Below are 25,929 nucleotides of genomic sequence, written 5' to 3'. Positions count from 1 at the left end.
AAAATCTTTGAGATAGTGCATTGCTGAGCGTTTAGCGTTCGTGGCAAGAATACTCTTCCCTCAGCCACACTTCAGCACTAGGCGTGCTGCGAGCTTCGTGCTTGAGGATTTCGGTTTTCGAGCCACCGTTGCAGCGAGGTTTGACTTTCTCCCGAAGGTTGCCCCAGCAAAATATTCTTCAAGCTAATGTCTTCATCAAGTTCTGGCCAGTGGATGCCTGCTTGACTGCCGGTTAATTGCCAGTTGTCACGTTCTGCCAAGGTGCTGTGGAGCAGTCGAGGATACCAGGCCAGCGGTACAGCGATAACGCGCCCATCAGATAGATCAACCGTGAGCAGGTCGGCAGAAATAGAAACCTGCTGAATTTCAGGAATATTGAGGATCTCAACCATTGAAGAAGTCATGCCAAGCCTCCAATAACTGCTGCTGATTGTCCTCGGTCAACGTTTGAAGGCGGTTTATCTCGTTAGACGAAAACCCCTTGTTTAACTGAAGCCTTACTGGAGTCAGCCAAAACTTGGCCTCACTATTGTCGCGCTCAATATGAACGTGGGCTGGCTCATCACGATCGCCTGCGTAACAGAAGAAGCGGTAGGGGCCAACGCGAAGTAACGTGGGCATCGTGGCTACATACACTCCCAAACACTTCAATTGTATGCTTCATCGCCTGAAGCTTGATCAAGACTGCCCCAGCTCCTTAGACCGCAGGTAGGCCGATCGCACCGCTTCGATCAGGGCCGATCGCAGCCCACCTACCTCTAGAGTCGCAATTCCTGCAATGGTTGTGCCGCCGGGGCTGGTGACGCGATCTTTGAGCACAGCGGGGTGGAGATCGCCCTGGTGCAGCAGCTCACCAGTGCCGCGTACAGTGGCGATCGCCAGCTCCAGGGCGATCGTTCGGGGCAGTCCCACCGCCACGCCACCATCAGCCAAGGCCTCTACTACTAGGGCAATGTAGCCTGGCCCAGAACCTGAAAGCGCCGTCACCGCATCCATCTGCGATTCGGGCACCTCCACTACGGTGCCCACGCTGGCAAAAATAGAGCGAGCTTGTTCTCGCTGGGTAACGCTTACGGCCTCCCCAGCAGCCAAAGCCGTCACTCCGGCCCCTACCGTAGCGGGCGTATTTGGCATCGCTCGCACCACCGCCCAACCCAAAAATTCTTTTTCGAGCCGGGCCAAGGGTACCCCAGCCAAAATCGACAGCAGCAGCGGCTTCTCTCGCCCTGGGAACCGGAGTTTTTCTGCTACAGCCCCCAGCATCTGGGGCTTAATCGCCAGCAAGACTGTCTCAGCGGCATCGACTACGGCTTGATTTTCTGCGGTGGTCTGCACGCCGTAGGTGTGGTGCAAAACCTCTCGCCTCGATGCCTGGGGGTCGCTCACGATCACCGCCTCAGGAACAAAAATTCCTTGATCAAGAAGGCGGGTGATGAGAGCTTCTCCCATCATCCCGCCGCCGATAACCCCAAATGTTGCCTCAGGCATAATCATCCTCACCGACGACTCGATCATTTGCGATCGCTAGTGAAGACAATAACCTAAGGTAGCCCCCGGTACTAGACCGGGAGCGGTGATAGTCACGTGTTGATCAAGCGTGGATAACGCTAGGCCATACGAGCAATGGACTCGGAACCCCAAGCGGGAGCGGGGGGCATTTGGCCGGGCATGGGCATACCCTGGGGCTGACCCATGAATACTTCTTCTTCGTACTCGGTGGGGGTGCTCACCTGTACGCAGTTGGGCGTAAACAGGAAGATGCTTTCGCCGATGCGCTCTTGGTGCCCGTCGATAGCATAGGTGCCGCCTGCAACGAAATCAACGGCACGCTGAGCCTGGTCGGGATCCATGATAGTGAGGTTGAGGACAACCGACTTACGCTCCCGCAGAGCCTGAATGGCCTGGGGCATTTCCTCAAAGGAGCGGGGTTCCATTACCACCACTTCGGAGGTGCCGTTCATGGCACCGGGCATACCAATTACGTTGCTGGCCATCGGGGTCATTCCTGCATCAGTGGGCATCATTCGTTCGCGACGGGGGCGGCTCCGGCGAATTTCTTCGGGCTGGGGCGGCTGCACAATGGGCTGGGTGTTCTCTTCTTGGTAGAGGTTTTGGTACTCCTCTCCATCCATTTCTTCGTATTCGTAGTCGTAATCTGCTGGGTCGTTAAGGCCAACGAAGTCCCGCAGTTTAGAAAACATGTTGCTCACAACTTACACTCCACGATGACTATCACTCTGGTAGACCAACCCCGCGGCCTTCGACCAATGGGGCACATCATGCTCCGGTTATCCGAGGGCCATGATAGCGCCATTTTTCCATTTGCAACGGCTGTTGTGAAAATTAATGGGGTTAGCCTGGGGTTATGGGGTAGTCAGCCTCTCTAAGAGGGCTGCTGACCGCCTAAACCTAGTCTAAAAACTCAGTGGATAGAACAACACCGTGGGGTGACGCTTCTCTCTGAGCTAGGGCAGGCTTAGGGTTTGGGTTAATATCCTGTACACAGAATATTGAGTCAACAGTATACACGAAATCAAAAAAAGGAAGAGTCCATTCACAATTAGTTAAAGTTTTTTCTAATCGTGTTTTGGTTTTGCATCAGAACGTAAATTTCTACTGGAAGAATAACAGGCATCAAGGCGGTTAGCGATCGCCCCAACCCATTGCCCTACGGCTATCTCTGCCGCCGATTCGAGTTGACAACCGAGGGCAAAAAACCGCATCCCTCTTTATCGGAGTTAGGTAGATGACGGTCGAGCGCCAAACAGAATGGTGCCGAGGCGTACCATAGTGGATCCACAGGCGATCGCAGCGCCATAGTCTCCCGACATGCCCATAGAAAGCTGGTCAATGTGCAATCGGTTAAAGCCTGTTTGGTTGAGATTGTCAGCCAAAGATTTTGCTCCAGCAAACACCTCGCGCACCGTGTCTTCGTTGGCTCCCTGGGGCGGAATGGTCATGAGGCCACGAATTTTGAGGTGGGATAGCCGATCGAACTGGGGCAGCAGAGCCTCTAGCTCAGCCACGTCAATACCAAATTTAGGCGGATCGGGCACCAGCTTGAGCTGCAGACAGCACTGGGGAGTTTTCTCCAGCTCTTGGGCTGCTTGATCGAGGCGTTCGGCCAGCTTTAGGCTATCTACCGAGTGAATCCAGTCGAAGTGCTCGACGGCTTTGCGGGCTTTGTTGGTTTGCAGGTGGCCAATCAGGTGCCAGGTGATGTCGGACAAGTCGCTGAGGTCGGCTTGTTTGGCGATCGCCTCCTGCACCCGACTTTCGCCAAAATGGCGCAGCCCTCTGTCGTAGGCAGAGCGAATGGTTTCTACCGGCAAAAACTTGGTAACCGCAACCAGCGTTACCGAAGGGGGAATGCTTTGCCGGATGCGGTCAAATTGCTCAGGCAGGGCACCGGGGACAGCGGTCATTGAAAGGTTTGCTTGTAGGTGTGCTGGAGGCGATCGAAGTCAGCCTGCTGGCCTGCCCGCCGCAAAATACGCAGGCGACTTTCTAGCATCATGCGAGCGTTGCTGCGGCCTATGGGCTGAAACACTAGCCCCTCTGTGGGAGAATTAGTAACCAAAAAAAACAGCCGCTGGGCATATAGCGTGGCATACAGCTCTTGACCGTCGTCTACTATACACACTCTAAAGAGCAGGCCAAAGTTGGGGTGATTTAGATAGGTTTCTGTGCTCATTCAGGTATGGGAGAGGCTCTTCCTTACGGCAGGACGATGGTCATGTCTGTTCAATTCGCCACATGCATTCTAGAACCTGGTGTGCTGTATGCATGCATTCTCAAGTAGAGCAACCGTTATTGACAAAGAATGGCGGAGCTACCTCAGTCCCAGCGCCAGCAGTTGTGCCCTAGCTTTTTGCAGAGATTCCTGCCACTCTTTTGATGGGTCGCTGTCGGCTACAATGCCAGCGCCGACCTGCCCCCACACGATAGATGCCGTCGATAAGGTATCAGTATGCCCATATAACAGCGTGCGAATCAGAATGTTTAGGTCGAGGTGGCCACGGCGATCAAGATAGCCACAGGAGCCGTAGAACAAGCTGCGGCGGACGGGCTCTAGGTCTTCGATAATTTCCATGCAGCGCACCTTGGGGCAGCCGGTGATGGTACCGCCAGGGAAAGTAGCCTGGATGAGGTCAATGGCGTTGTGTTGGCGAAACTCCTCGGAGCGGGGATCGCGCCCCAGCTCCCCCACCACATTGCTGACGAGGTGCATCACATGGCTGTAGTACTCCACGGTCAGCAGCTCATTGACCTGCACGGTGCCCCATCGACACACCCGGCCCAGATCGTTGCGTTCCAGATCCACCAGCATGATGTGCTCGGCCCGCTCTTTGGGGTTGCTGAGCAAGGTTTTGGCTAGCTCAGCATCCTGTTCTGGCGTTGATCCCCGAGGACGGGTTCCGGCAATGGGGCGAGTCTGGGCAATGCCATCCTGTAATTTCACCAGCCGTTCTGGCGAACAGCTAATGACATCGCCCCAAGGGGTGCGCCAGTAGCAGGCAAAGGGCGACGGGTTGATGCGGTGCAGCTGGCGGTATAGCGCCCAGCTGTGGGCCGTGGTGACCGTTGAAAACCGCAGAGAAAGATTGACCTGAAACACATCCCCCGCCTGAATATGCTGCTTCGCCTGCAGCACAGCTTGCTGGTACTCTGCCGCCGCCATCCCCAAGGTCACAGAGCGGGGATCGCCCTCTGGCGGGGCAAAGCAGGCCGCGTCGAGGGTAGGCAGCTCCAACTGCTTCTCCATCATATCTAGCCCTGCGGAGGAGGGGGCAAACAGCCACAGCCGCTGGGCTTGATGGTCGAGCACGGCAAAGGTCTCTGGCTCGTACCAAAGTGCCACCGGAAAGGGGAAGAGATCGCTTTTTAGAATGGGTAAGCGCTCGATTTCCCAGGCTAAGTCGTAGCCAAGCCAGCCCAACCAACCGCCTATAAATGGCAAGGTTTGCTCAGCGACCGCGGCCTCTTCTCCAAGGAGTGCTAGCTGAGCGCCCTCGGCCAACCGCTCCCTTAGCATGGGCAAAATGCCCCCCACCAACGCGGTCCACACCTGTGGCAGCCCCTTGACCTGACGAGGTGGCCCAGCACAGATGGAGTAGCGGCTATGAATAGCGTGGGGCCGGGCAGCAACCGGTAAAGGATAGGGACTCTCTAGCAGAGCCACTAGGGTTGAGGGGCTAGGGGGCTGCCGCAACAGATCGCCGTAGAGGGCCTCGAAGATGTCGCTGCCGGTGCGGTGCCCTAGGGGCTGCGATCGCACCCACCAAGTCAAATCTCGCCTCCCCAGACCCAGCGCGCCCACCAAAACACCGCCAGCAGCCCCAGGGCAAACCAGTCCCATGATCTAAGCAATAGCTGGTACCAGCGCACCCGGTGCTCATTGGGGCTAGTGAAGCCGCGCACCTCCATCGCTGCCGCAATCTGCTCGGCCCGCAGTAGCAGATTTTGCAGCAGTCGCTCCATTACCGCCAGCCACACCTCGGCTGAGCCGCGAAAGCCCAGTTTCTTCCAGTTGATGGCGCGGGTCTGCACCGATCGCACCAAATTCTGCACCTCCTCTAGCACCAGGGGGATGAACCGCAGGGAGAGCGTCACCGTCAGGGCAATCTCGGTCACCGGCAGGCGAAACCACCGTAGCGGGGCCATCAGCGCCTCTAGAGCCACGGTAATTTCTTCGGGCGCGGTGGTGAGCAGGTAGAGGTTGGTGCCGTAGATCAGCGTAAACAGCAGGGTGCCAATGCGAACGCCCAGATCGAGCGATCGCCGCGTTACGTTAATCGGCCCCCAATCAAACACCACGTAGCGATAGGACGTAGGCTGCGGTAGCTCTGGCAGCACCTCCGGCGGATTCTCTAAGGTGACCTTGTCGGCTGAGGTAGGCAACCGAGGCGTCTGCGCCACTTGCAGCCCATCAGGCATGACAAAGGTCAACAACATCACGAGACCGCTGAGCACCACCAGCCAGCCCATCTGCTGTCGCCACACCCGCAGCGGAATCAGCGCCGCCAAAGTCAGCAGCACTAGCAGCGCCACCAGCCCAAACCGCCAGTAGGCATTCGCCAAAATAGGCGTCACCAAAATGCTCATCAGCCAGGCCATCTTGACCCTGGGGTCAAGCCGGTGCAGCCAGGTCACCGGCTGCTCTAGATAAAGGCCAATGGGTAGCGATCGAAGAAGATCCATTTATGTCGACTGGGAACGGTTGATCGTAGGGTGGGCACCGCCCACCATTGCATCAATGGATTTGTCGCAGATCACCTTACACTTTTGTCGCCCGGTTGGGGTTGTTGCGCTCTAGGTCACGCATCGCTTTGCCCCGCCAGAAGATGCGAATCGGCGTGCCCTCAAAACCCAAATTTTCGCGAAACTGCCGCTCTACATAGCGACGGTAGTTGTCCTTCAGTAGATGGGGATCATTCACAAACAGCGTGAAGGATGGCGGACGCACCGTGACCTGAGTGCCGTAGTAGATACGGCCCTGACGGCCCTGGCGGGTGGTGGGCGGCGTGTGCCACTTGACCGCATCTTCGAGCACTTCGTTGACGACTGAGGTGCTCACCCGACGACGGTGCTGCTCGACTGCGTGATCGACCAGCTCTAGAATTTTAGGCACTCGCTGGCCGGTCTTGGCACTGACAAAGATGCGCTTGGCCCAGTCAAGAAAATTTAGCCGGGCAGAGATTTGGTGGTCAAAATCGTAGATGGTGTGGCTGTCTTTTTCCACCGCATCCCACTTGTTGACGACGATAATGCAGGCGCGACCGTCTTCTTCAATGCGGCCCGCCAGCTTTTGGTCTTGCTCGGTGACGCCGTCGAGGGCATCGATCACCAGCAGCACCACATCGGCGCGGCGAATGGCTTTAAAGGCGCGGTTGATGCCAAAGAACTCTGGCCCATACTCCACGCTTTTTTTCTTACGAATGCCAGCAGTGTCGATCAGGCGATAGATTTTGTCGCCGTGCTGCACCTGCATGTCGATCGCATCCCGGGTCGTCCCCGAGATTGGGCTAACAATGGCGCGGGTTTCGCCCACGAAAGCATTCAGCAGGCTCGACTTGCCCACGTTGGGCCGCCCCACAATGGCGACTTTGACTTCCTCCGTTTCCTCTTCTTCAACGGTTTCGGGCAGGAACTCTACTAAGGCATCTAGCAGTTCCCCCGTGCCGTTGCCGTGGATGCCGGAGACGGCGTAGGGTTCGCCCAGGCCCAGTTCCCAAAACTGAGCCGCCTGCACCAGGCCGTTGTCCAGCGATTCACACTTGTTGACTGCCAGTAACACAGGCACGGACTGCTGCCTGAGCCAAGAGGCGATCTCCCGGTCAGATTCTGTGGGGCCAACTTTCCCATCGACCACCAGCACCGCGGCACTGGCTTCGGTGAGGGCCAGCTGGGCCTGTTCGCGAATGTAAGGCAGAAACTCGGTGTCGTCGTCAAACACAAGGCCGCCGGTATCGACGACCAGGTAGTCACGATCGCGCCAAAAGGCTGGCTGGTAGGTGCGATCGCGCGTCACCCCCGGCTGGTCATAGACAATGGCATCTTGAGCCCCGGCCAAGCGGTTCACCAAGGTAGATTTGCCCACATTTGGGCGTCCGATAACCGCAACAACAGGCAGGGGCATGACTTAGGCCTTTAGGCAAATGAATGGTTCAGCAGACCTGGAAGCCACACATTGCTAGACGCCCAGATCATCAATGAGAAAATCTTCTCAATCTTTCCATTGTAGTCAAGAGATCACTGTCTGGGGAAGTTAGGTGATTAAAGGATGACCTATAGAAGGCAACTGAGACAAGGCTTCAATGCGATCGAGGCGACCATCAGTTGGTGGCCATAGCACGTGAGATAGCTACCCCTCCATCATCACCCAGACCTAGGGTGGGCAATGCCCACCCTAGCAAAGTGCCGCAAGCCTATCTAAGCGCCTAGAATTGTTTCGTCTAAGGAAAAGTCCACTTCGGCTTTGTCTGCACCAGAGACCAGATAATCATTTTGAAATGAATCTTGTAGCCCTGCAACTAAGTCGTAAGTGGGTGCCCAGCCCAATTCAGCCTGAGCCTTATCAATGGCGGTGAAGAAGTGCTGCACCCGCATAGGGAAAGCCTTGGCTTTGCCAAAATCAAAGGCTTTAGGGTCGTAGTGGACAATCTTGAGGCTATCAGGATCCTTACCGGCTGCTGGGGCGCAGGCGCGAGCGAGACCGTCGAAAGTGACGGCTTTTTCGCCGGAGATATTGTAGATTTGGCCGATCGCCGTCTCGTTACCCAGCACCGCTGCCATGGCGGCCGCCAGGTCTTGCACATGGCCGAGCTGGGTGAGGTGCATGCCGTTGCCAGGAATGGGAATGGGGCGATCGCGCACCACCCGATCAAAGAACCAGGCTTCTAGCGGGTTATAGTTCTGCGGGCCATAGATGTAGACCGGGCGCACTGAGGTAAAAGGTACTCCCTGGGCTTGCAGGTAGGCTTCGGTTTCAAACTTGCCTTTGTGGCGGCTCTTTGGATCTACCGCATCGCCTTCGATGTGGGGCATTTGGTCAGACTTGAGGTAGACCCCGGCCGAGCTGACGTAGACAAAGTGCTGAAGCCTATCGCCAAAGAGTTCTACCAGCGGCTGGGTATCCGACAGCTCGCGCCCGTTGTTGTCGAAGATGGCGTCGAAGGTTTCGCCCGCCAGCTGGGTTTTGAGGCTGTTGGGGTCAGTGCGATCGCCCACAATAGTCGGCACCCCCTCCACCGGCGCAGGATGGTTGCCCCGGTTAAACACCACCACCTCGTGGCCCTGCTCAATCAATAGTTTGGTTAGATACACCCCAATAAACCGGGTACCACCCATGACTAATACACGCATTGCCCTCTCCTTCCTGCTAACCAGCGGTTCCAGAACATGCTGAAAGACCCGCTGAACTTAATGTATGTATATTAAGCTGCGTCGATCCCCCAAATTCTCTCGAAGAATCAAGGGATTTAGGCTCAAATCCGTTAAGCAAACCAGTAGATAACGGCCCAGGTCTTACGCTCGGGGGGGAACCCGCCTAAAATGTTAGGAGTTGAGCAACCGGCCTTAACACCCTAAGCGCGAGATTGTCTCTACATGCGAGAGCTGGACAACGCCTATAGAATTTTGGAGTTAGAGCCCGGTGCCTCTATTGAGGAAGTCAACCAGGCGTATAAAGATCTAGTGTTCGTCTGGCACCCCGATCGCATTCCTCAAGACAACGAGCGACTGTATCAAAAGGCCCAAGACAAAATCAAAGCACTGAACCACGCTCGAGATTTGTTGCGATCGCACAGCCGCAATGGCCGCAGCAGCGCCAGTTCCACCAGCAGTCGCTACGGCACCGCCAGCAGCAGTTATCGACCCTCGACGGCCAGCAACTATGGCTCCAGCGACTATCGCTCTGCCTACGGCAACGGCTACGGTAGCGCCAAGTCTCAAGATGACGACCGTGAAGAGGAGCGATCGAGTTCCCACAATCGTTACTACCGCTACCAGCGCAGCACCTACGGCGGCAGCTACTATGGGGCCAGCCAAAGCGACGGCAATCCATCCTCAGGCTCTAGCGCATCCAGCAGCGGCCCCTCTTCAAGCTCTAGCACCGGCCAGTCGCAAACCTATCGTCAGCGGCGCGATGCAGCAGCGGGGGTAGGGAGCGATAGTGCCAGTAGCAAGGGTAGCTCAGGCACTCAAAGCCAGGCCAACTCTGCCAGCAGCAAAGCATCTAGCTCCCCCCCCAGCAGCCAGGCTAGCTCCAAACCGGCTAACGACTCCTACAACAGCTACAACGCCCACACCCGCAGCGGAGCCGCGCGATCACGCCAAAGCCCCGACCTCAGTGGCACTGACATGAGCGGGGCCAATCTGCGCGAAAAAGACTTTGCAGGCCGCAACCTCAGCGAGGTCAACCTCAGTGGGGCCGACCTCAGCGATGCCTTTTTGCATAAGGTCAATCTCAACCGCGCCAACCTCAGCAAGGCCAAGCTGTTTCGCGCCAACCTGCTCCAGGCCGACCTCAGCCACGCCAACCTGCGCGAGGCTGATCTCATCGGCGCAGATTTCAGCGGGGCCGACCTCAGCGGGGCCGACCTCAGCGGCGCAAAGGTGGCCGTCGGCGGCCGCGCCATGGTTAAGCTCACCGGCACCATCCTCACCGGGGCAATCATGCCCGATGGCTCCATCCACGACTGAAGCCATCCATCCTGGATGGGTTTCTTCTGAGGAGCGGCATTGTCCCGCTACAGGCTCGGCTTCAAACCTTACTAGGGCGGATGCTTTCGAACCCCCCATGGGGCGGCTTAACGGCCGTAACGATCATTCCATATATTCCGGGGAACTGACCTCGCTGGGTTGGGTCGCCTCAGGCAAAATCAACATGGCATCGCCAAAGGAATAGAAGCGATAGTCGTGTTGAATAGCGGTTTCATACAGCCCCAGCAATCGCTCTCGGCCAATCAACGCGCTGACCAGCATCAGCAGACTAGAGCCCGGCAGGTGAAAGTTGGTAATCAGCCCATCGATCGCCCGGTACTGGTAACCGGGGTAAATAAACAGGTTTACTTTGCCCTGGTAGGGTTGTAGCTCGCCGCCTTGGGCCGCCCCTTCTAGGGCACGCACCACCGTTGTACCCACGGCAATCACTCGCCCGCCTCGGGCTTTGGTAGCGTTGATCTGCGCTACGGTTTCTGGCGAGACATCGATCCATTCGCCGTGCATTTTGTGGTCGAGAATGTTGTCGGCCTCCACCGGGCGAAAGGTGCCCACGCCAACATGGAGGGTAATGTGCGATCGCCCCACTCCCCTTTCCTCCAGCCGCTCAAACAACTCTGGTGTGAAGTGCAGCCCTGCCGTCGGAGCCGCCACCGCCCCCGGAGCCTCAGCATAGACCGTCTGATACTGGTCGGGGGAAGCTACGCTGTCGGTGATGTAGGGCGGTAGGGGAACTTCCCCCAGCCGCTCAAATAGGGCCAATAGGGACTCATTTCCCTGGGGCTCGAACTTCAGCAGGCGACCGTTGGTCTCAGGGTCGGTAGCGAGCACCTGAGCCACCAGGTCGGGCTGGTTGGGGTTGGGGCCAAAATGCACCGTAGCCCCTGGTTTGAGGCGGCGACCCGGGCGCACTAGGGCCAGCCACTGATCGTCACCCTGATCCTCCAGCAAAAACACCTCCACCTGGGCACCACTGGGTTTATACCCAGGTAGCCGGGCTGGGATTACCCGGGTGTCGTTGAGGACAAGTAAGTCCCCCGGTTGCAGCAGCGTAGGTAGGTCGCGGAAGTGGTGGTGACAGTGGGAAGCGAGCCCGTCAACCACCAGCAAACGAGACGAATCCCTTGGTGTAACAGGGGTTTGGGCAATTTTTTCTAGCGGAAGAGAATATTGGTAGGCCGCCAAGGAATACTCAGCAGAAGGGCTCTGAGTCCTTGGATCCGTCTCTGGAACAAGTTTTGAACTATCGCACATCGCCTAGCAGGTTGGGTGGATACACCCAGGTCGAGTAGGGGGACTTAACCCTAACAACCTGAGAGCTAATCCCAGACAATAAGGACATAAGAACTCTAGCACCTGCCTAAAGGTCAACGATGGAATACACCTACTATCTCGCCAATGCCAGTTTGACCCTCCGTGTAGTCGAACACCTGCTGGGCACCCCGAGATTGCCTCTGGAGTTTATGACGGTGATCCATCAGATCGATGGATGGGTCATCCGCGTCAAAATGAACGACAACATTGGCGTTCCCGACGCTGAAGATTATCGCGCTTACATGAATGAACTGGGTGTAGCCTACGACCCCGGCATTCGAGTCCGCATGGCTCTGTGGGGCCTAGAAACTGGGCAGTCGCCCATTGATGTCATGCGTCGCTACCAGGTGGCAATCGTCTCCCACGGCAAGCCCGATCGCGAAGAGATCGAAGCCTTCCGCCGTCAGTTTGTGATGGGCCTGGGCTACTGTCCCGAAACTTTAGCCTGAGCGGCTTTGCAGAGGCATCCCCACCGATGGCCTTTGCTGATCTCAAGACATGTCCCTTGGGGGCGGGGTTAACCTGCCCCTATTTTTTGATCCCCCTCTCTTTTGACCCATAGAGCCAGCCCACCGCTGCGCCCCCGAGCGGCAACATAGCCTTCCTCAGCCACAAAGAAGGAGAAAAACGGCAGCTTGGCGACCGAAGTAGCCGCAAAATCGCCTGCCTTAGCGGCTTTGCTGCGCAAAGGTAGATTAATCAGCGTCAAACCACCCACCAGCACCTGAAGGCGAACGAAATCAAAGGCCAGCAGGTTTTTTTTGGGCAAGAACTTGGCTGGCCCCGTAAACCGCAGTTTGGCCGGCCCTACCTGAAGCTGGTTTTGAATAGTTAGCTGGTCATTGTCGTCTCGGTTAAAGCGAATGGTAGCGATCGCCAGTCCCGGCACATAAAACCCACTTCCCTGTGGTTTTCCTGCTTTGTAGGTGGGCTTTTTGGGAGCCGTAAACCGCAGCCGCCAGGTACCCAACAGCGCCTCGGGGGAAAACTGCCGCCGCTCTGCCTTGGTTTGCCGTTCGGCGTCTAGCAGGGCAGCCGTCACCTGTTGAGCGTTAGGTTTCGCGCCAGAGGCGGCGACCTCTAGAACCTGGGACGTAGGTAAGGCAGTGACGCTATCAGTGACAGTCATGGGATCTCCAAAGAGTAGGTAGGGCCAAGCCACAGGGAGAACAGGTCTTGCCAGGCTGAGCAGAATTTGACCCAGCGATCGGTCGAAGTCTGACTAAGTTCATTATGACAAGGCCAGTGGGTAGACTGGGCGATCGTCCCCACCTCCGGTCTATAGCCCTCGCTCTGGCATAATAAGAGCCTATTCACTACTGCTCGGTGCGCTGCTATGGCTACCACTCCGCGATTGCCCCTGCTGCGCAACCCAGCCGCCAAACCAGCGGCCAACGTGTCGATGGTGCTGATGGGGGTAGGCTTGGCTATCACCCTGGCATTTATTCTGATTGCCCTGCTAGCGCCGCTGATGCAGAGCTGGGGCTGGGTGCTTGACCCCACCACTGCCCTACAAAACCCGATCCATGAGCCCCCCGGCGGCACCCACTGGTTTGGCACCACGCGGCAGGGCTATGACGTGTTTTCGCGCACGCTGTTTGGCACCCGCGCCGCCTGGCAGGTGGTGCTGCTGGCCACGCTGCTCAGCGTAGCGATTGGGGTACCCCTGGGCATGGTCAGCGGCTACCTGGGCGGCTGGCTCGATCGCGCTCTGCTGTTCTTTATGGATACGATCTACACTCTGCCGGGGTTGCTGCTCTCGGTCACCCTGGCCTTTGTAGTGGGTCGGGGGGTGGTGAACGCGGCGATCGCCCTCAGCATTGCCTATATTCCTCAGTATTACCGGGTGGTGCGCAACCACACTGTCAGCGTCAAGACCGAGCTGTTTATCGAAGCCGCCCAGGCGATGGGGGCCTCGACCTGGACAGTGCTCACCCGCTACCTGTTTCTCAACGTGATTCAAAGCGTGCCGGTGTTGTTTACCCTCAATGCCGCCGACGCCATTTTGGTGCTGGGAGGGCTAGGGTTCTTGGGATTGGGCCTGCCCGAGCAGGTGCCCGAGTGGGGAGCCGACATTCGCCAGGCCCTCGATGCGTTGCCCACAGGCATCTGGTGGACGGCATTGTTTCCTGGGTTGGCCCTAACCCTGATGGTGACGGGGCTTTCCCTAGTAGGTGAGGGGCTGAATGAGTTGATGAACCCCCTGCTGCGCCGCGAAAACTGGCGGTAGGGCAGCCCGATTACGTCCTAGCCAAGCAGGCCAATCAGGATGTTTTTTTAGTCGGAATACTCTTGACTGGCAAAACCTATAGTGAGGAGATGGTATGGCAGTAAGCATGAACCCCTTGAGACCGCTGGCGATTGGGCTGGCGACAACGGCGGCGATCGCCTATGGTTTCACCCCAACAGCCCTAGCCCAGGGGTCTAGAATCGTCGTTCAAGGCCTGCAAGAAAACCAGGGCCTCATTCGCCAGTGCCGACGGCTCAACCAAACCGTCGAGGTTTTTGACAACACCAGGCTGGGGCCCATCGCCAACCGCCTGGGTACCCTGCCAGCCGGTACTCAGGTACTTTTAACTGGGGTTGTCACCGAAGGCCGGGCTCAAATCTTTTTAGGGAATAACTTCAACGGTTTGTCGTCTGTACAGCCTATGGGCTGGATCAGCGCCTCGGTTTTATCGCCTTGCAGCGACAGGCCACCATCGACGGCACGGGCCTGTTTTCGGGCCAATGTGCGGCTTTCGGTAAGGGCCACACCTGCCACAAACGCCAATATTATTGCTGACTACAACGCCGGAGATACCATTTACGCCTCTCGCAATCCACCCTGGCGGCAGAACTCCGGCGATGGCCGCGCTTGGCTAGAGGTCACCATCTTTGATGGCAGCACTGGCTGGGTGACCGAAACCAGCTCCTACGGACAAGTTATAGACATCAGCGCAGTTCCCTGCCCCTAGCCCGCAGCGCGGTAACCGAGTACAGCAGCAGCGCTGCCCAAATGCAGCTAAAGGTCACCGCATGAACTGGGGTGAACGGTTCGCCATACACAAACACCCCCAGCAGCAGCGACAGCGATGGGGCGAGATACTGAAAGAAGCCAAGGGTTGCTAAGGTCAGCCGTTTGGCCGCTTTGTTAAACCACAGCAGTGGCATCGAAGTCGCCACCCCAGCCCCGATAAACAGCAGGGTGAGCGGCAGGCTTTCCCCAAAGTGCCCCTGGCCGCTGGCCGCGAGCCAGCTCACCACCACCAGCACCAGGGGGGTAATCAGCAGAGTTTCAACCGCCAGGCCCACCAGCGGGGCCACGGCCACCACCTTGCGCAGCAGGCCGTAAAACGCGAAGGAAATGGCTAGCGCCAGCGCAATCCACGGCACGGTGCCCAGCTGCCAGATGAAGTAGCCTACCCCCACCACCGCCAGCGCTACGGCCACCTGCTGCCCTCGGTATAGGCGCTCTTTGAGAAAGATAAACCCCAGCAGCACGGTCACCAGCGGGTTGATGTAGTAACCCAGACTAGCTTCGACGACGCGATCGCTATTCACCCCGTAGATATACAGCCCCCAGTTAAAGGTCAGCAGACTGGCAGTTAGCAGCAGCACCAGCACTTTGCGGGGCGATCGCAGTAGCGTTTGCAAATCTCCTAACCGCCGCTGCACCAGCAAAATGCCGACTAAAAATACCGCCGACCAAATCATGCGGTGGCTGAGCACCTCCACGGCAGAGGCAACGCCTAACAGCTTCCAATAGATGGGCAGCAGCCCCCAGGTGCTGTAGGCCAGCAGCGCATAAATCGCTCCCCGGCTAGCATCGGGGCGATCGCCGGGGGCAACCGGCGCAGATTTAGGTGAGGTCAAAGAACAAATCGCCGATTAAAGCACACATTCTAACGGTCAGGGTCGCCGGTGGTGAATGGGCAACCGCACCACCAGCGTCGTTCCTTCGCCGGGTTGGCTGCGGGCTACTACAGTGCCGCCACAGTACAACAGCAGCTGCCGCACAATCGATAGCCCCAGACCAGCCCCCTCGGTTTCGGCGGGCGGCAAGTTTCGACCTCGATAGAATTGCTCAAAAATGTGGGGCAAATCGCTGGCTGAAATGCCGGTACCGGTATCGCGCACTTCGATTTCGGCGTAGTCTGCGGTGCTAGACGCCGTTACCCAGACCTGGCCACCGCTGAGGGTGTATTTCAGGCTGTTGTTTAGCAGGTGAATCATCACCTGCCGCAGCCAGCTGTCGGGGCACAACACCGGGGGCACCTGGCGAGGGATGGTGTAAGCCAGCATAATGCCCTTTTCTGCGGCCAGGGGCTGATAGGTGCTGACTACCGGGGGCACCGTTTCTGACAGGTTCAGCGGAGCGAGCTGAGTCTGGCTGACACTGGTCTCCATCTGCAGCAGGTTGAGTACGCCGCTAATCAGCGCACTCTGGCGATCGCACTCATGGCTGATCATCTCCATATACCGCTGCCGCTGGGGGGGCTTAAGGTGGGGCGAGTCGAGCAGGGTCAGGGCAGTTTTGATGGTGGTGAGGGGAGTGCGCAGTTCCTGACCCACCGTATTGAGAAAGTCATCCTTGAGGCGCAAGGTGTTGATCAACACCTCGTTTTGGGATGACAAGCTCGACATACTTAACGCCTGTCGGCGGTAGGTCGAGGCCGACTGGCGCAGGTGCTCCTGGCGCGTGAGCTGCCAGTTGAGCCAGCGATCGACCAGGCTGAGGTAGGCCGGGGTGAGTGATTGAGTAGGCCTCAACTGGGGCCACTGCTGGGTCAGGGTGGCGAGATCAAGCCCGGCATTGGCAGTGCCTAGGCCTTGGTCAATCTGGCGGCGAATGGCGCTTACCACCGTCGCCACCAGGTCGGGGTTAACGGAGCAGCACACCGATAGATATGACGATCGCGCCGTCGCTTCTTCTAGGGGCGGCGAAGCCTCATCGTCATCCTCAGGGTCGCGTTGGCCCTCGGTCAGCCGCTGACGCTCGCCCGTGGGAGTAGCCGACAGCGGCTGCAACCGGTGGGCGAGCAGCATGGCTGCAAAGGACTCCGATTGCACCACCACAAAGTAGTCGCCGCGCCAGGTGTGGCTATCGGGCAAGGGCACCACCACATCATTGCCCAGGCCAAGCGCCTCGGCATCAGGACGCGCAAACCGCAGCACTCGATGGGGCAGTGCCAGCCCCTGGCCATAGCGCAGCACATCCTCATTCCAGGGGTCGCCCACCGGCAGCTTGACCAGCAGGTGGGCCTGAATGTCGTGGGCTTCGAGGAACTCTACCATTGACTGGAGAATCGCCTTAAACCCTTTCGGCTTTACCTGGACATAGTCTGGGGCTGCCGCAGTCAGCTGCAGAAGCCGGTGCAGCGACACCTCTTGTTCTTGGTAAGACTGCATAGTGCTCCAACGGGCCAAGGCCAGGCTAGCGCCCACCCAAAATCAGATCAGCACTAACACCTATTAGGGTATCTTTAACCACTGAAAATGGCGGTGAGAATGTTGCGTGTATTCACATAACGCCGCCATTTAGGGCAAAAATGTCAGCTCATATACCGTTTTTCAAGAAAATGGCGGGCCTGTTCACGGTCGTCAAAGTGAATTTTTTCGGTGCCGAGAATCTGGTAGTCTTCGTGCCCCTTGCCTGCAATTAAAATGCCATCCCCCGGCTGGGCAAGGTTGATCGCCAACTGAATGGCGGTGGCGCGATCGCCCACCACCTGATCTTCCCCTAGGGTGGCCGGAATGCCAGCCACCACATCTCGCAAAATCTGCTGAGGGTCTTCGGTGCGGGGGTTATCGGAGGTGACCACCACCACATCGGCCAGTTCGTGGGCAATGCGGCCCATCTGAGGGCGCTTGGTGCGATCGCGATCGCCCCCGCAGCCAAACACGCAGATCAGTCGCCCTGGTACAAAGGGCCGCGCCGCCTGAAGGGAATTTTTTAAGCTGTCCGGCGTGTGGGCGTAGTCCACAATCACGCTAATGTCCTGGGCCTCAGAAATCTTGACCTGCTCCATGCGCCCAGGTACGCCGCCAAAGCCCGGCAGTGCCGCTGCGATCGTGTCGAGGGCCACACCCAGGTGCAGGGCTGTCCCCACCGCCGCCAGCAAATTCTCTAAGTTAAACTGCCCCACCAGCGGCGAGCTAAAGGGCACCGTGCCCGCTGGGGTCTTCAGGGTTCCGGTCACGCCGTTGGCCTGGTAAGTGAGATTTCCGGTATACAGGTCGGCATCAGGATTCTGCGTGCTATAGGTCCAGACGCGATCGGGGGGCAGCTGGGAAACCAGTCTCTCTCCGTAGGGCGTATCAATGTTCACCACCGCGCGACCTGCCAAATAAGTCTCGCTAAACAGCAGCGCCTTGGCCTGGAAGTAGTCATCCATGTCGCTGTGGTAGTCGAGGTGGTCTTGGGTCAGGTTGGTGAAGACCGCCACCTCAAAGGGGCAGCCCCAGACCCGCTTTTGAGCCAGGGCGTGGGAGCTGACTTCTAACACCGCATATCGACAGCCCGCATCTCGCGCTTTTGCCAATTCTGCCTGGAGTTCTACTGCGAAGGGGGTGGTATAGAGGGCGGTTTGCTGGTGCCCGGGCCAGCGGGTATAGAGTGTTCCTAACAGGGCTGTAGGCTGCTCGGATGCATTCAGCAGGTGCTCGATCAGGTGGGTCGTTGTCGTCTTGCCGTTGGTGCCCGTGACCCCCACTAGCCCCATCTGTTGGGCCGGGTAGTTGTAGAAGCGTGCGGCCACTTCGGCACAGGCCACCGACATATCGGTGATCGGTACTACGCAGGCATCACCTTCAGCGGGGCGAGTCTGCAAGGCTTGGGCAGACACCAGCGCCGCCGCTGCCCCAGATTCCATTGCGCTGGGCCAAAATTCGCCACCATCCACCCGCGTGCCCGGCATGCCAATGAACACGTCCCCGGGCTGGCAGGCGTGGGAATTGGTGCACAGTCCCTTGATATCAGGATCGTTATCCTGCATCGGTAGCGTAAATCCGGCGTCGATCAGCCCAGGGGGCAGGTCCTCAAGCAGTTGGCGCAGCTTCATGTCAGCAACTCCTCACATCATTGAAGTTGCCCTATTCTGCCTTACTCTGCCCCATATAAGTCTGTATCAATTGCTCCACCTTGGCCTGGGGTGCCCGAGGCGACAAGCGCGGCAAAGGAATTTCTTGGGGGTCAGAGTCTCCATCGCGAACACAGCACAGCACCGGAATCTCGTACTGGTAGCGCTGAAACCAGTCGTCGCGGGTGGTGATGTCGCGCACCTCTAGCTCAAAGGGCAGGTGGGCGGCGACCACAAGTTTTTCTTCGAGCCCTTCACACAGATGGCAGCCGGGCTTGCTGTAGAGCACAAATTTAGTCACGGGGTCAGTCACGGGAAGGGCGGTTACTGCACGATCGCTCGGTAGGCGCTGGGGGTGGTGCCGGTGGTCTGGCGAAACTGTTTACTCAGGTGGCTATGGCTGTTAAACCCACACAGCAGGGCGATTTCCACAATAGAGTGGTTAGTTTGTTTCAACAACTGCTTGGCCCGCTCGACCCGCTGTTGCAGCACGTATTGGTAGGGGGCAACCCCCATCGCCTGTTTGAACTGATGACTGAAATGGAAGGGGCTGAGACCTGCGATCGCCGCCAAATCCGCCAATTTAAGGTCGGCATCCAGGGCTTCGTGGATGTGATCTAACACCGGCAAGAGCTGGCGCTGGGGTAAGCCGCTGGGGTGAATGGGCAAGGTTGGTCTGGCCATGGCATATTGCCGCAGCAGGTGCACCGCCAGCAGGTTGGTCAGCGACTCGACGTAGAGCTTGCCGCCGGGGTTGGCCTGGTTGAGTTCGTCGAGCAGCATCAAGGCGATCGCCTCTAGCCGCCCGTCCCGCAAGCGAAACTCGGGGATGAGTTCAATGCGATCGGGGTTTAACCCCAGGGCTTCTTGAGCGACGGTGGCCATAAAGCCGGAGTTGAGCCGCAGCTCGACGTAGTGATCGTCGTCCTGCCAGCGGGCAAAAAAGGATGTTTGAGCCGGGGTAATGGAAATATCGCCTTTACCGCAGAGGCTGCTGTGGGTTTTGCCGTCTTTGATTTGCAAAAACCGCACTGGACGGGCCGCCAACGACACACAAACCGTATGCTCCGCGTCTGAGGCCATCCGACATTCCCCCGGCGGATGCTGAAATTGCCCCACCTGAATGTGCTCCCATCCCAAGGCTTGACTCGACAGCGTCGGTAGGCAATCTAACGCGGTTTGATCAGTGGCTAGCTGGTTGTGACTAGCCCTGACATCAGCGGATTTAGCTGCATTCATCGGTAGATTCTCCACCTTGGAGCTAGGTTAGGCTAGGCCCAGACAATTCGCGAAGCTATCCGTCCCGGAATCTGCCCCAACTCTCTCAAGTCTATCTGGCAGAATAAAGCGATAGGCAAATTCTCACCTTGAATGGCAGCCAGAGAAAGCGATGACCCCTCATGTTGCGATCGCAAAATGGACTCTTGAGGACTACCACCAGATGATTGCGGCGGGCATTCTCAGCGATCGCCGGGTGGAGCTTTTGAATGGAGAAATCATTGAAATGCCCCCCTAAGGAGAACCCCACGCCTACTACGCCAGCACCGTTGGTGATTATCTGCGGAAATTGTTGGGTGAGCGAGCCCAAGTTCGTGAGAGTCACCCCATCACTATTCCCGCTACCCAGTCTGAGCCAGAACCTGACCTGGCGGTAGTGCAGCCCTTAGGTAAGGAGTATTTGCAGCATCACCCTTATCCAGAAAACGTCTTTTGGCTGATGGAGTTCTCGGACACCAGCCTGCAAAAAGATTTGGAGCCCAAGGCAAAGGCCTACGCTGCGGCAGGCATTCCCGAATATTGGGTGATCAATCTCCAACGCATGGAGCTTGTAGTCATGCGCGACCCGGTCAATGGGGCGTATCAATCACAAACTACGCTAAAAGAAGGATCCGTTGCGCCGATCGCATTTCCTGATGTGCCCATATCCGTGCGGCGCCTGCTGGATTGATCGCCAATCCATCGCAAGATTTTGACAGCCTCCCAAGAATGAAATAGCGCCCACCCAGGCAGGTTCCCTAGGCTAAACGGGTACTGACTTAGAGGCCCTATGACACACCTGCTGCATATTGATTCTAGCCCGCGAGGGGAAAGGTCTCACTCTCGCCGCATGACTCGCGAATTTGTCGAAGCCTGGCAACAAACTCATCCCAGCGACACCGTCACTTACCGCGATATCGGCCGCCAGCCCGTGCCCCATGTAGATGAACCCTGGATTGTGGCGGCCTACACCCCGCCCGAGCAGCGCACACCGGAGATGTGGGAGGCACTCAGTGTGAGCGTTCGCCTAATCGACGAACTCATCGCTGCCGATATTGTGGTCGTGGGGTGCCCCATGTACAACTTCAGCATCCCTAGCACATTCAAAGCCTACATTGACCAAATTGTGCGCACCGGCCACACCTTCGCCATTGACCCCGAGGATGCCGAAGATCCCTATAAACCCCTGCTCCACGGCAAAAAAATGTTCGTCATCACTGCCCGAGGAGCCTCAGGCTTTGGCCCTGGCGAGCGCTACGGCCACATGAATCACCAAGATCCCTACCTGCGGGTAGCGTTTGGGTTTATTGGCATCACCGATATCACCTTTGTGCATATCGAAAATGACGAGCACAGTAGCGAAAGCTTAGCCGCCTCCATTGCAGCGGCCCAAGCCCAGGTGGCAGAACTGGTTGCCGCCTGATAGAACCTTTGTCTCAAATAGCGGGTGTGATCTCAAGGAGCAAGCCTTCGTCACCATCACACCCTATTAGCCCCTATGCGCAGCCCTGCATTGCTCACGCCCTCCCTCCATGCGTAAGGTTGCTATCGCCCGCTCACAGGTCAAGGCTTCAACTTTTGGGATGTAACGGGTTGTGCGAGTGATCAGCCTATAAATTCAGTTCATTCGCCTGATTGCTCTGACCGCGCTGGCTGTCCTTAAACCTCTGTGGCCTGGACAAGTACTTGAGTACTGTGTAAAGTTAACTCCGCGCCCGAAAATTGCCCTTTTAGGAGCTCAATATTGTGGATCGTGCCTATCGATGGTTCTTTGGGTTAGCCGTCAGCGGCTTGGTTGCTATGCCGATGCCGCCTGCCGCTGCTCAGTCTAGCGTGGAGCCGATCGCACCAACGCCCAGTCAGCAAACAGCCAGTTTAGAAGCTCAATTTGCCCAACATTTTCAAGCCCTAGGGGTTGAAGGGGCGATCATTATTCACGATGTGAACCAGAACGTGACCTATGAGCACAATCGCGATCGCAACCGCCAAGCCTTTTTGCCAGCTTCTACTTTCAAAATTCTCAACTCGCTGATTGCGCTCGAAACTGGAGTGATCGCCAACGATGTTGCGGTGCTCACTTGGGACGGCATCGAGCGCATGATCCCCACCTGGAACCAAGACTTGAATTTGCGTAGGGCATTTAATCTATCCGCCGTTTGGTTCTATCAGGTGCTGGCGCGGCGGGTTGGGCACGATCGCATGCAGCAGTGGGTCAGCGAAGCAGGCTACGGCAACCAAGCTATCGGCAGTCCTGAGGCGATCGACAGCTTCTGGCTAGAGGGCGACCTGCGCATTACGCCCCAGCAGCAGATCGAGTTCTTACAGCGCCTGCACCGCAACGAATTGCCGTTTTCTGAGGAGACAGTAGCTACAGTCAAAGACATCATGATCGCCGAGCGCACCCCCGACTACACGCTGCGGGCCAAGACGGGCTGGGCTGGCTTGGGCGAGGCCGATCAACCCCAAATTGGCTGGTATGTTGGCTATCTAGAACGAGGGGAAAACGTTTACCTGTTTGCCACCAACATCGACATGCGCAGTGATGCCGATCTCTCAGTTCGCCTTGAGCTAACACGTCGCTGCTTTGAGACCCTAAATCTTTTGTAGCCGCACCTAAAACTCAACTCTGTGAGGGAGCACAATCTACCATGGCCACCATTTATTACACGGCTACCAGCTTAGATGGCTTTATCGCCGACCCCAACAATTCTCTCGACTGGTTGTTTCAGTTTGGCGAACTAGAGCCGAATACGTTTGATACCTTTTTGGAGGGGGTGGGTGCGATCGCCATGGGCTCCACCACCTACCAATGGATCTACGACCACGATTTTTCTGCTGAGGCCGACAACCCCCAGCCTTGGCCTTACAAAGTACCGGCCTGGGTATTTACCTCGCGCCAGCTGCCAACCATTGAGAATGCTGATGTTCGGTTTGTCAGCGGCGACGTCAAGCCCTTTCACCAGGAGATGGCGATCGCAGCCGGCGACAAAAATGTGTGGATTGTCGGCGGCGGCGACCTGGCAGGCCAGTTTTACGACGCTGGGCTGCTAGATGAAATTGTGGTGCAGATTGCCTCGGTCACCCTGGGCGGCGGCGCTCCCCTATTTCCGCTACGGGTCGATCCGCCATTGAGGCTGCTGTCAGCCAAAACCTACGGCCAAAACTTTGTGGAATTGCACTACCAGGTTCCAGACCGATAAAAAATTCAGGCAATTTCACGGCTGGCTGAATTGATACCTTTTAAAGATGAATATCGTCTCTTGGCAAAAGAGTACGCGAAACCCATAGTGGTCGGGTGGCTAACCAATGTTAAATCAGCAGGTAACGACCATGCCTGAGTCAAGCACCATTACCCTGCGGCCCGCTACCCTGAGCGACCTCGATCTACTTCGCCACTGGGATGAGCAACCTCAGGTGATCGCCGCCGACCCCAACGACGACTGGGGGTGGGAGGTAGAGCTAGCGCGCACCCCCAGCTGGCGCGAGCAGCTCATGGCTGAGCTCAACGGTCGCCCCATCGGCTTTATTCAAATCATTGATCCCGCCCAGGAAGACAGCCACTACTGGGGCGATGTCCCGGCCAATTTGCGGGCGATCGACATTTGGATTGGCGAAGCTACTGAGCTGGGTAAAGGCTATGGCACCACCATGATGAGGCTGGCCCTAGCCCGCTGTTTTGCTGATCCCTTGGTGACAGCGGTGCTGATTGACCCGCTGACCAACAACACCCGCGCCCACCGCTTCTATGAGCGCCTTGGGTTCAAATTTGTAGAGCACCGCCGATTTGGCGACGATGACTGCTCGGTTTATCGCTTAGATCGAGCCGATTGGGCTGATGCGACCCTAAATCTGGACATAGCTACTGCCGATTGCTAGGCAATGCGACATCCCAGCTGTAGCTCGCGGTGGGATTGATCTCGACTCTTTAAAGAGAGACCCTCCGTAGAGAGTCTCTGAAGTCCACAGCGATCACCATAAGCGGCTTACAGCGTTTTAGTCTCTAAGGGCAAAAATACCGTCAGCACTTCGCCAGCTTGGGGACGCTGCCGCACGATGAGTTTGCCGCCCAAAGCCTGAAACAAATTTTTGGTGGCGTTGAGGTTAAGGCTGAGCCCCCCGGTTTCGGGCTGAAACATGAGCAACTGCCCCAATGCCTTAAAGGGCGATGAGAACGGATCATCCTTGAGCTGGTCATCACTGCCCGTAGGTGGCAGTGACTGAAATTGAAGCTTGAGCTGGTGCCCAGCTAAGGTGACTGCCAGCTCAATGTGACTGTAGGGGGGCAAGCTGTGGGTAAAGCGATCGATCAGCCCAGTGAGCACCTGGGTTAGCATGGCCGGGTCGCTGTTCACCATGGGTAGGCAGGGTGGTACATTCACGGTCAGGCTGAGGTTGCGACGACTGGCCTGCTGCTGCCAGTGAGGAATGGCATCATCAAACAGCTGGTTGAGGGAAATCGCTGATAGGGGCGATCGCGGCCTGGCCGTCCGATCGGTCTCTAGCTCCACAGCCCGAAAAATTAGGCTAAAACGATCAATTTGCTGTGTGCATTCGCGATCGATCAGCCGCAGACGCTTACCCACTTCATCGCTAATATCTTTGCGCTTCAACAGCGATCGCGTCAGCGTGCGAATCGTCGTTAAGGGCGTACGAATTTCGTGGGCCATTGCCTTGAGCAGCTCGGTATCGGGGCTACTCTCCTCGGCGGGTTGAGGGTTTGCCTCAGCAGCACTGCCGAATACAGATTTAAAGTGAGGAGGCGAGTCAGTCTGAAAGGCTGCCACGGTAGGTCGAGCGGGCAGCGCCAAAGCCGGCATAGTCACAGTCGATCCATGCCCCTCAGCCTCTACTGACCCAGGGGGCAGATGGCGCAGTTGTGCCATGAGCAAATGGCTATAGCGAGTCACCAAGCGATAGTCGGGCTCAACGGGAGGAAACTCGTCGATCAGGCGATCGAGGGCCTGCACCAGGGGGGGACGGGTAGCCACAACGCGATCGCGCAAGCGTTGCCAGCCCTGCTCCACCACCTCAGGAGCAAAGGAAAACTGAAACTGGGGTAGCCCGTGAGCATCGTAGCCCAATACCAACAGCAGACTAATGTGCCGGGTCAACAACAGACAAAACCGTTCTCCCACCAGCGGGTCACTGCTGGTCAGGGGCACCATCTGCAAATCACAGGCGGGAGCTGCGGCCACTCCTTTTCCTTGCCCTGGCAGCAGAGGACGGGTTACGGCCAGAATCTGCTCCAGTTGCTCAGGCACCAAAAGCCAGTGAGCCAACCGCTGCCCCTTGAGGCGATCGGGCAGCACCGGAAATGGCCCCGACAGCACCCCTCCCATCAACGGCATCAGCCCACCCACCTCCGTCGGGACAGAGTCTGGAGGAAGTTCGAGTAGTAGTCTAATCAGGGCTGTCAGGCCACTTAGCCACTCTTGCTCAGCCTGAATGTGGGCCTGGGGCGTACTAGCACCAGCTCCAGGCTGCCAATGGGCCTCCTCTGGCTCCCGGCCAGAGGGAACCTGCTGCTCACTGAGCAACGGACTAAGGGGTAGAAACTGCTGCACCAAGGCGTCACCTGTCTCTGCGATCGGCCAACTACGGCACTTAAGCCACAGTCAGCAGGTTGCCCACTCCAGACAACCCACCGTCTATTACGAGACTACGCCCTTAATCATGATTGAGCTATGGGTAGAACCGAACGGAAACCCGGCCAATCTATCCGAACCAGCTCGACGGAATGGGTTCAGCCTCAATCCGTTCAACACTAGGACGACGCTGCTCAATCTCAGGCCGACCCAGCAACGCCTCAATCCCTTGGTGGATCAGCTGATTAATCTGATTGTGCTGCTCAGAAGAGTAGCAGTGCCCTGTCGGTGCCATATCGCAGGCAGTACTGCTGTCCATCGTGACATACACCACCGGCAGCCGAGCGAGAACATAGGCCGTCAATTTTTGCCGCAGTTCAGGAACCGCAAAAACCTGGCGATATTCGTAGAGCGGATAGGCCGCCAAAATAGCGTCGATCTTATCTGTTACGATCGGTAAAGTTAGATTAACAATGGTTTGAGCCATTTGA

Annotated in this window: 27 protein-coding genes and 1 pseudogene; 9 read left to right on the top strand and 19 right to left on the bottom strand. The window is 57.3% G+C overall.

Annotated elements, in window-relative coordinates:
* Positions 1-77 precede the first annotated feature (77 nt).
* The 10 genes from H6F57_RS21530 to H6F57_RS21485 form a co-directional block, all read right to left on the bottom strand.
* Complete coding sequence (locus tag H6F57_RS21530; protein ID WP_190626010.1) at positions 78-404, bottom strand: DUF2442 domain-containing protein; 327 nt, start codon at positions 402-404, stop codon at positions 78-80.
* Positions 385-621 (bottom strand): DUF4160 domain-containing protein, encoded by a 237-nt coding sequence (locus tag H6F57_RS21525; RefSeq protein WP_190626011.1) that lies wholly within the window; start codon positions 619-621, stop codon positions 385-387. Before H6F57_RS21525 ends, H6F57_RS21530 begins: the two co-directional genes overlap by 20 nt.
* 57 nt (positions 622-678) lie before the next feature.
* Positions 679-1,494 (bottom strand): pyrroline-5-carboxylate reductase, encoded by an 816-nt coding sequence (gene proC, locus H6F57_RS21520; RefSeq protein WP_190626066.1) that lies wholly within the window; start codon positions 1,492-1,494, stop codon positions 679-681.
* Between the two features lie 113 nt (positions 1,495-1,607).
* Positions 1,608-2,210, bottom strand: coding sequence for a cell division protein SepF (locus H6F57_RS21515; protein WP_073609929.1), 603 nt, complete (start codon positions 2,208-2,210; stop codon positions 1,608-1,610).
* Positions 2,211-2,738: 528 nt separating this feature from the next.
* On the bottom strand, positions 2,739-3,425 hold the full coding sequence (locus tag H6F57_RS21510; RefSeq protein WP_190626012.1) for a YggS family pyridoxal phosphate-dependent enzyme: 687 nt from the start codon (positions 3,423-3,425) through the stop codon (positions 2,739-2,741).
* The gene (pipX, locus tag H6F57_RS21505; protein WP_190626013.1) at positions 3,422-3,694 is read right to left on the bottom strand and encodes a transcriptional coactivator PipX; all 273 of its coding nucleotides are present in this window, start codon (positions 3,692-3,694) and stop codon (positions 3,422-3,424) included. The genes H6F57_RS21510 and pipX overlap by 4 nt, the downstream gene beginning before the upstream one ends.
* Before the next feature lie 138 nt (positions 3,695-3,832).
* Positions 3,833-5,359, bottom strand: coding sequence for an anthranilate synthase component I (locus H6F57_RS21500; protein ID WP_190626014.1), 1,527 nt, complete (start codon positions 5,357-5,359; stop codon positions 3,833-3,835).
* The gene (locus H6F57_RS21495) at positions 5,287-6,201 is read right to left on the bottom strand and encodes an energy-coupling factor transporter transmembrane protein EcfT (protein WP_190626015.1); all 915 of its coding nucleotides are present in this window, start codon (positions 6,199-6,201) and stop codon (positions 5,287-5,289) included. The genes H6F57_RS21500 and H6F57_RS21495 overlap by 73 nt, the downstream gene beginning before the upstream one ends.
* 76 nt (positions 6,202-6,277) lie before the next feature.
* On the bottom strand, positions 6,278-7,639 hold the full coding sequence (gene der / locus H6F57_RS21490; RefSeq protein ID WP_190626016.1) for a ribosome biogenesis GTPase Der: 1,362 nt from the start codon (positions 7,637-7,639) through the stop codon (positions 6,278-6,280).
* 293 nt (positions 7,640-7,932) lie between these two features.
* Positions 7,933-8,865: an NAD-dependent epimerase/dehydratase family protein gene (locus H6F57_RS21485; protein ID WP_190626017.1), complete on the bottom strand. Its 933-nt coding sequence runs from the start codon at positions 8,863-8,865 to the stop codon at positions 7,933-7,935.
* A 243-nt stretch (positions 8,866-9,108) separates the two neighbouring features.
* On the opposite strand from H6F57_RS21485, the gene H6F57_RS27705 reads away from it, so the two are divergent.
* The gene (locus tag H6F57_RS27705; protein WP_190626018.1) at positions 9,109-10,203 is read left to right on the top strand and encodes a pentapeptide repeat-containing protein; all 1,095 of its coding nucleotides are present in this window, start codon (positions 9,109-9,111) and stop codon (positions 10,201-10,203) included.
* A 123-nt stretch (positions 10,204-10,326) separates the two neighbouring features.
* Here H6F57_RS27705 and queA read toward each other — a convergent pair whose 3' ends face one another.
* The gene (gene queA, locus H6F57_RS21475; RefSeq protein WP_190626019.1) at positions 10,327-11,475 is read right to left on the bottom strand and encodes a tRNA preQ1(34) S-adenosylmethionine ribosyltransferase-isomerase QueA; all 1,149 of its coding nucleotides are present in this window, start codon (positions 11,473-11,475) and stop codon (positions 10,327-10,329) included.
* Between the two features lie 119 nt (positions 11,476-11,594).
* Here queA and H6F57_RS21470 point away from each other — a divergent pair, with 119 nt between their 5' ends.
* The gene (locus H6F57_RS21470; RefSeq protein WP_190626020.1) at positions 11,595-11,984 is read left to right on the top strand and encodes a hypothetical protein; all 390 of its coding nucleotides are present in this window, start codon (positions 11,595-11,597) and stop codon (positions 11,982-11,984) included.
* A gap of 68 nt (positions 11,985-12,052) precedes the next feature.
* Here H6F57_RS21470 and H6F57_RS21465 read toward each other — a convergent pair whose 3' ends face one another.
* On the bottom strand, positions 12,053-12,664 hold the full coding sequence (locus tag H6F57_RS21465) for a hypothetical protein (protein WP_190626021.1): 612 nt from the start codon (positions 12,662-12,664) through the stop codon (positions 12,053-12,055).
* 207 nt (positions 12,665-12,871) lie between these two features.
* Between H6F57_RS21465 and H6F57_RS21460 the strand changes: the two genes are divergently transcribed.
* Positions 12,872-13,765, top strand: a complete 894-nt coding sequence (locus H6F57_RS21460; RefSeq protein ID WP_190626022.1) for an ABC transporter permease — start codon at positions 12,872-12,874, stop codon at positions 13,763-13,765.
* Between the two features lie 94 nt (positions 13,766-13,859).
* Positions 13,860-14,492, top strand: a complete 633-nt coding sequence (locus H6F57_RS21455; RefSeq protein ID WP_190626023.1) for an SH3 domain-containing protein — start codon at positions 13,860-13,862, stop codon at positions 14,490-14,492.
* Here the strand turns inward: H6F57_RS21455 and rarD are convergent.
* The 5 genes from rarD to H6F57_RS21430 form a co-directional block, all read right to left on the bottom strand.
* Positions 14,470-15,390: an EamA family transporter RarD gene (gene rarD / locus H6F57_RS21450; protein WP_190626024.1), complete on the bottom strand. Its 921-nt coding sequence runs from the start codon at positions 15,388-15,390 to the stop codon at positions 14,470-14,472. The two genes, H6F57_RS21455 and rarD, sit on opposite strands and share 23 nt — an antisense overlap.
* A 36-nt stretch (positions 15,391-15,426) precedes the next feature.
* Positions 15,427-16,926, bottom strand: a complete 1,500-nt coding sequence (locus tag H6F57_RS21445; RefSeq protein WP_190626025.1) for an ATP-binding protein — start codon at positions 16,924-16,926, stop codon at positions 15,427-15,429.
* A gap of 143 nt (positions 16,927-17,069) precedes the next feature.
* Positions 17,070-18,578, bottom strand: a complete 1,509-nt coding sequence (locus H6F57_RS21440) for a UDP-N-acetylmuramoyl-L-alanyl-D-glutamate--2,6-diaminopimelate ligase (protein WP_190626026.1) — start codon at positions 18,576-18,578, stop codon at positions 17,070-17,072.
* A gap of 31 nt (positions 18,579-18,609) precedes the next feature.
* Complete coding sequence (locus tag H6F57_RS21435) at positions 18,610-18,909, bottom strand: glutaredoxin family protein (protein WP_313933575.1); 300 nt, start codon at positions 18,907-18,909, stop codon at positions 18,610-18,612.
* An 11-nt stretch (positions 18,910-18,920) separates the two neighbouring features.
* Positions 18,921-19,835, bottom strand: a complete 915-nt coding sequence (locus tag H6F57_RS21430; RefSeq protein ID WP_190626027.1) for an AraC family transcriptional regulator — start codon at positions 19,833-19,835, stop codon at positions 18,921-18,923.
* 151 nt (positions 19,836-19,986) lie between these two features.
* On the opposite strand from H6F57_RS21430, the pseudogene H6F57_RS21425 reads away from it, so the two are divergent.
* The 5 genes and pseudogenes from H6F57_RS21425 (at position 19,987) to H6F57_RS21405 (ending at position 23,729) form a co-directional block, all read left to right on the top strand.
* A pseudogene (locus H6F57_RS21425) lies at positions 19,987-20,544 on the top strand (Uma2 family endonuclease).
* A 99-nt stretch (positions 20,545-20,643) separates the two neighbouring features.
* A complete protein-coding gene (locus tag H6F57_RS21420; protein WP_190626028.1) occupies positions 20,644-21,276 on the top strand; it encodes an FMN-dependent NADH-azoreductase in 633 nt (210 codons plus the stop codon).
* 377 nt (positions 21,277-21,653) lie between these two features.
* A complete protein-coding gene (gene blaOXA / locus H6F57_RS21415) occupies positions 21,654-22,460 on the top strand; it encodes a class D beta-lactamase (RefSeq protein ID WP_190626068.1) in 807 nt (268 codons plus the stop codon).
* A gap of 41 nt (positions 22,461-22,501) precedes the next feature.
* Positions 22,502-23,053 carry a dihydrofolate reductase family protein gene (locus tag H6F57_RS21410; RefSeq protein WP_190626029.1) on the top strand — a complete coding sequence of 184 codons (552 nt, stop codon included), beginning with the start codon at positions 22,502-22,504 and terminating at the stop codon, positions 23,051-23,053.
* 130 nt (positions 23,054-23,183) lie between these two features.
* The gene (locus H6F57_RS21405) at positions 23,184-23,729 is read left to right on the top strand and encodes a GNAT family N-acetyltransferase (protein WP_190626030.1); all 546 of its coding nucleotides are present in this window, start codon (positions 23,184-23,186) and stop codon (positions 23,727-23,729) included.
* Positions 23,730-23,836: 107 nt separating this feature from the next.
* Here the strand turns inward: H6F57_RS21405 and H6F57_RS28440 are convergent, their stop codons facing one another.
* A complete protein-coding gene (locus tag H6F57_RS28440; protein ID WP_206753722.1) occupies positions 23,837-25,417 on the bottom strand; it encodes a HAMP domain-containing sensor histidine kinase in 1,581 nt (526 codons plus the stop codon).
* Between the two features lie 151 nt (positions 25,418-25,568).
* The gene (locus H6F57_RS21395; protein WP_190626031.1) at positions 25,569-25,925 is read right to left on the bottom strand and encodes a hypothetical protein; all 357 of its coding nucleotides are present in this window, start codon (positions 25,923-25,925) and stop codon (positions 25,569-25,571) included.
* Positions 25,926-25,929 lie beyond the last annotated feature (4 nt).

The organism is Leptolyngbya sp. FACHB-60 (assembly GCF_014695775.1).
GTDB lineage: Bacteria > Cyanobacteriota > Cyanobacteriia > Phormidesmidales > Phormidesmidaceae > Nodosilinea.
This window is presented reverse-complemented; position numbering and strand designations above follow the sequence as displayed.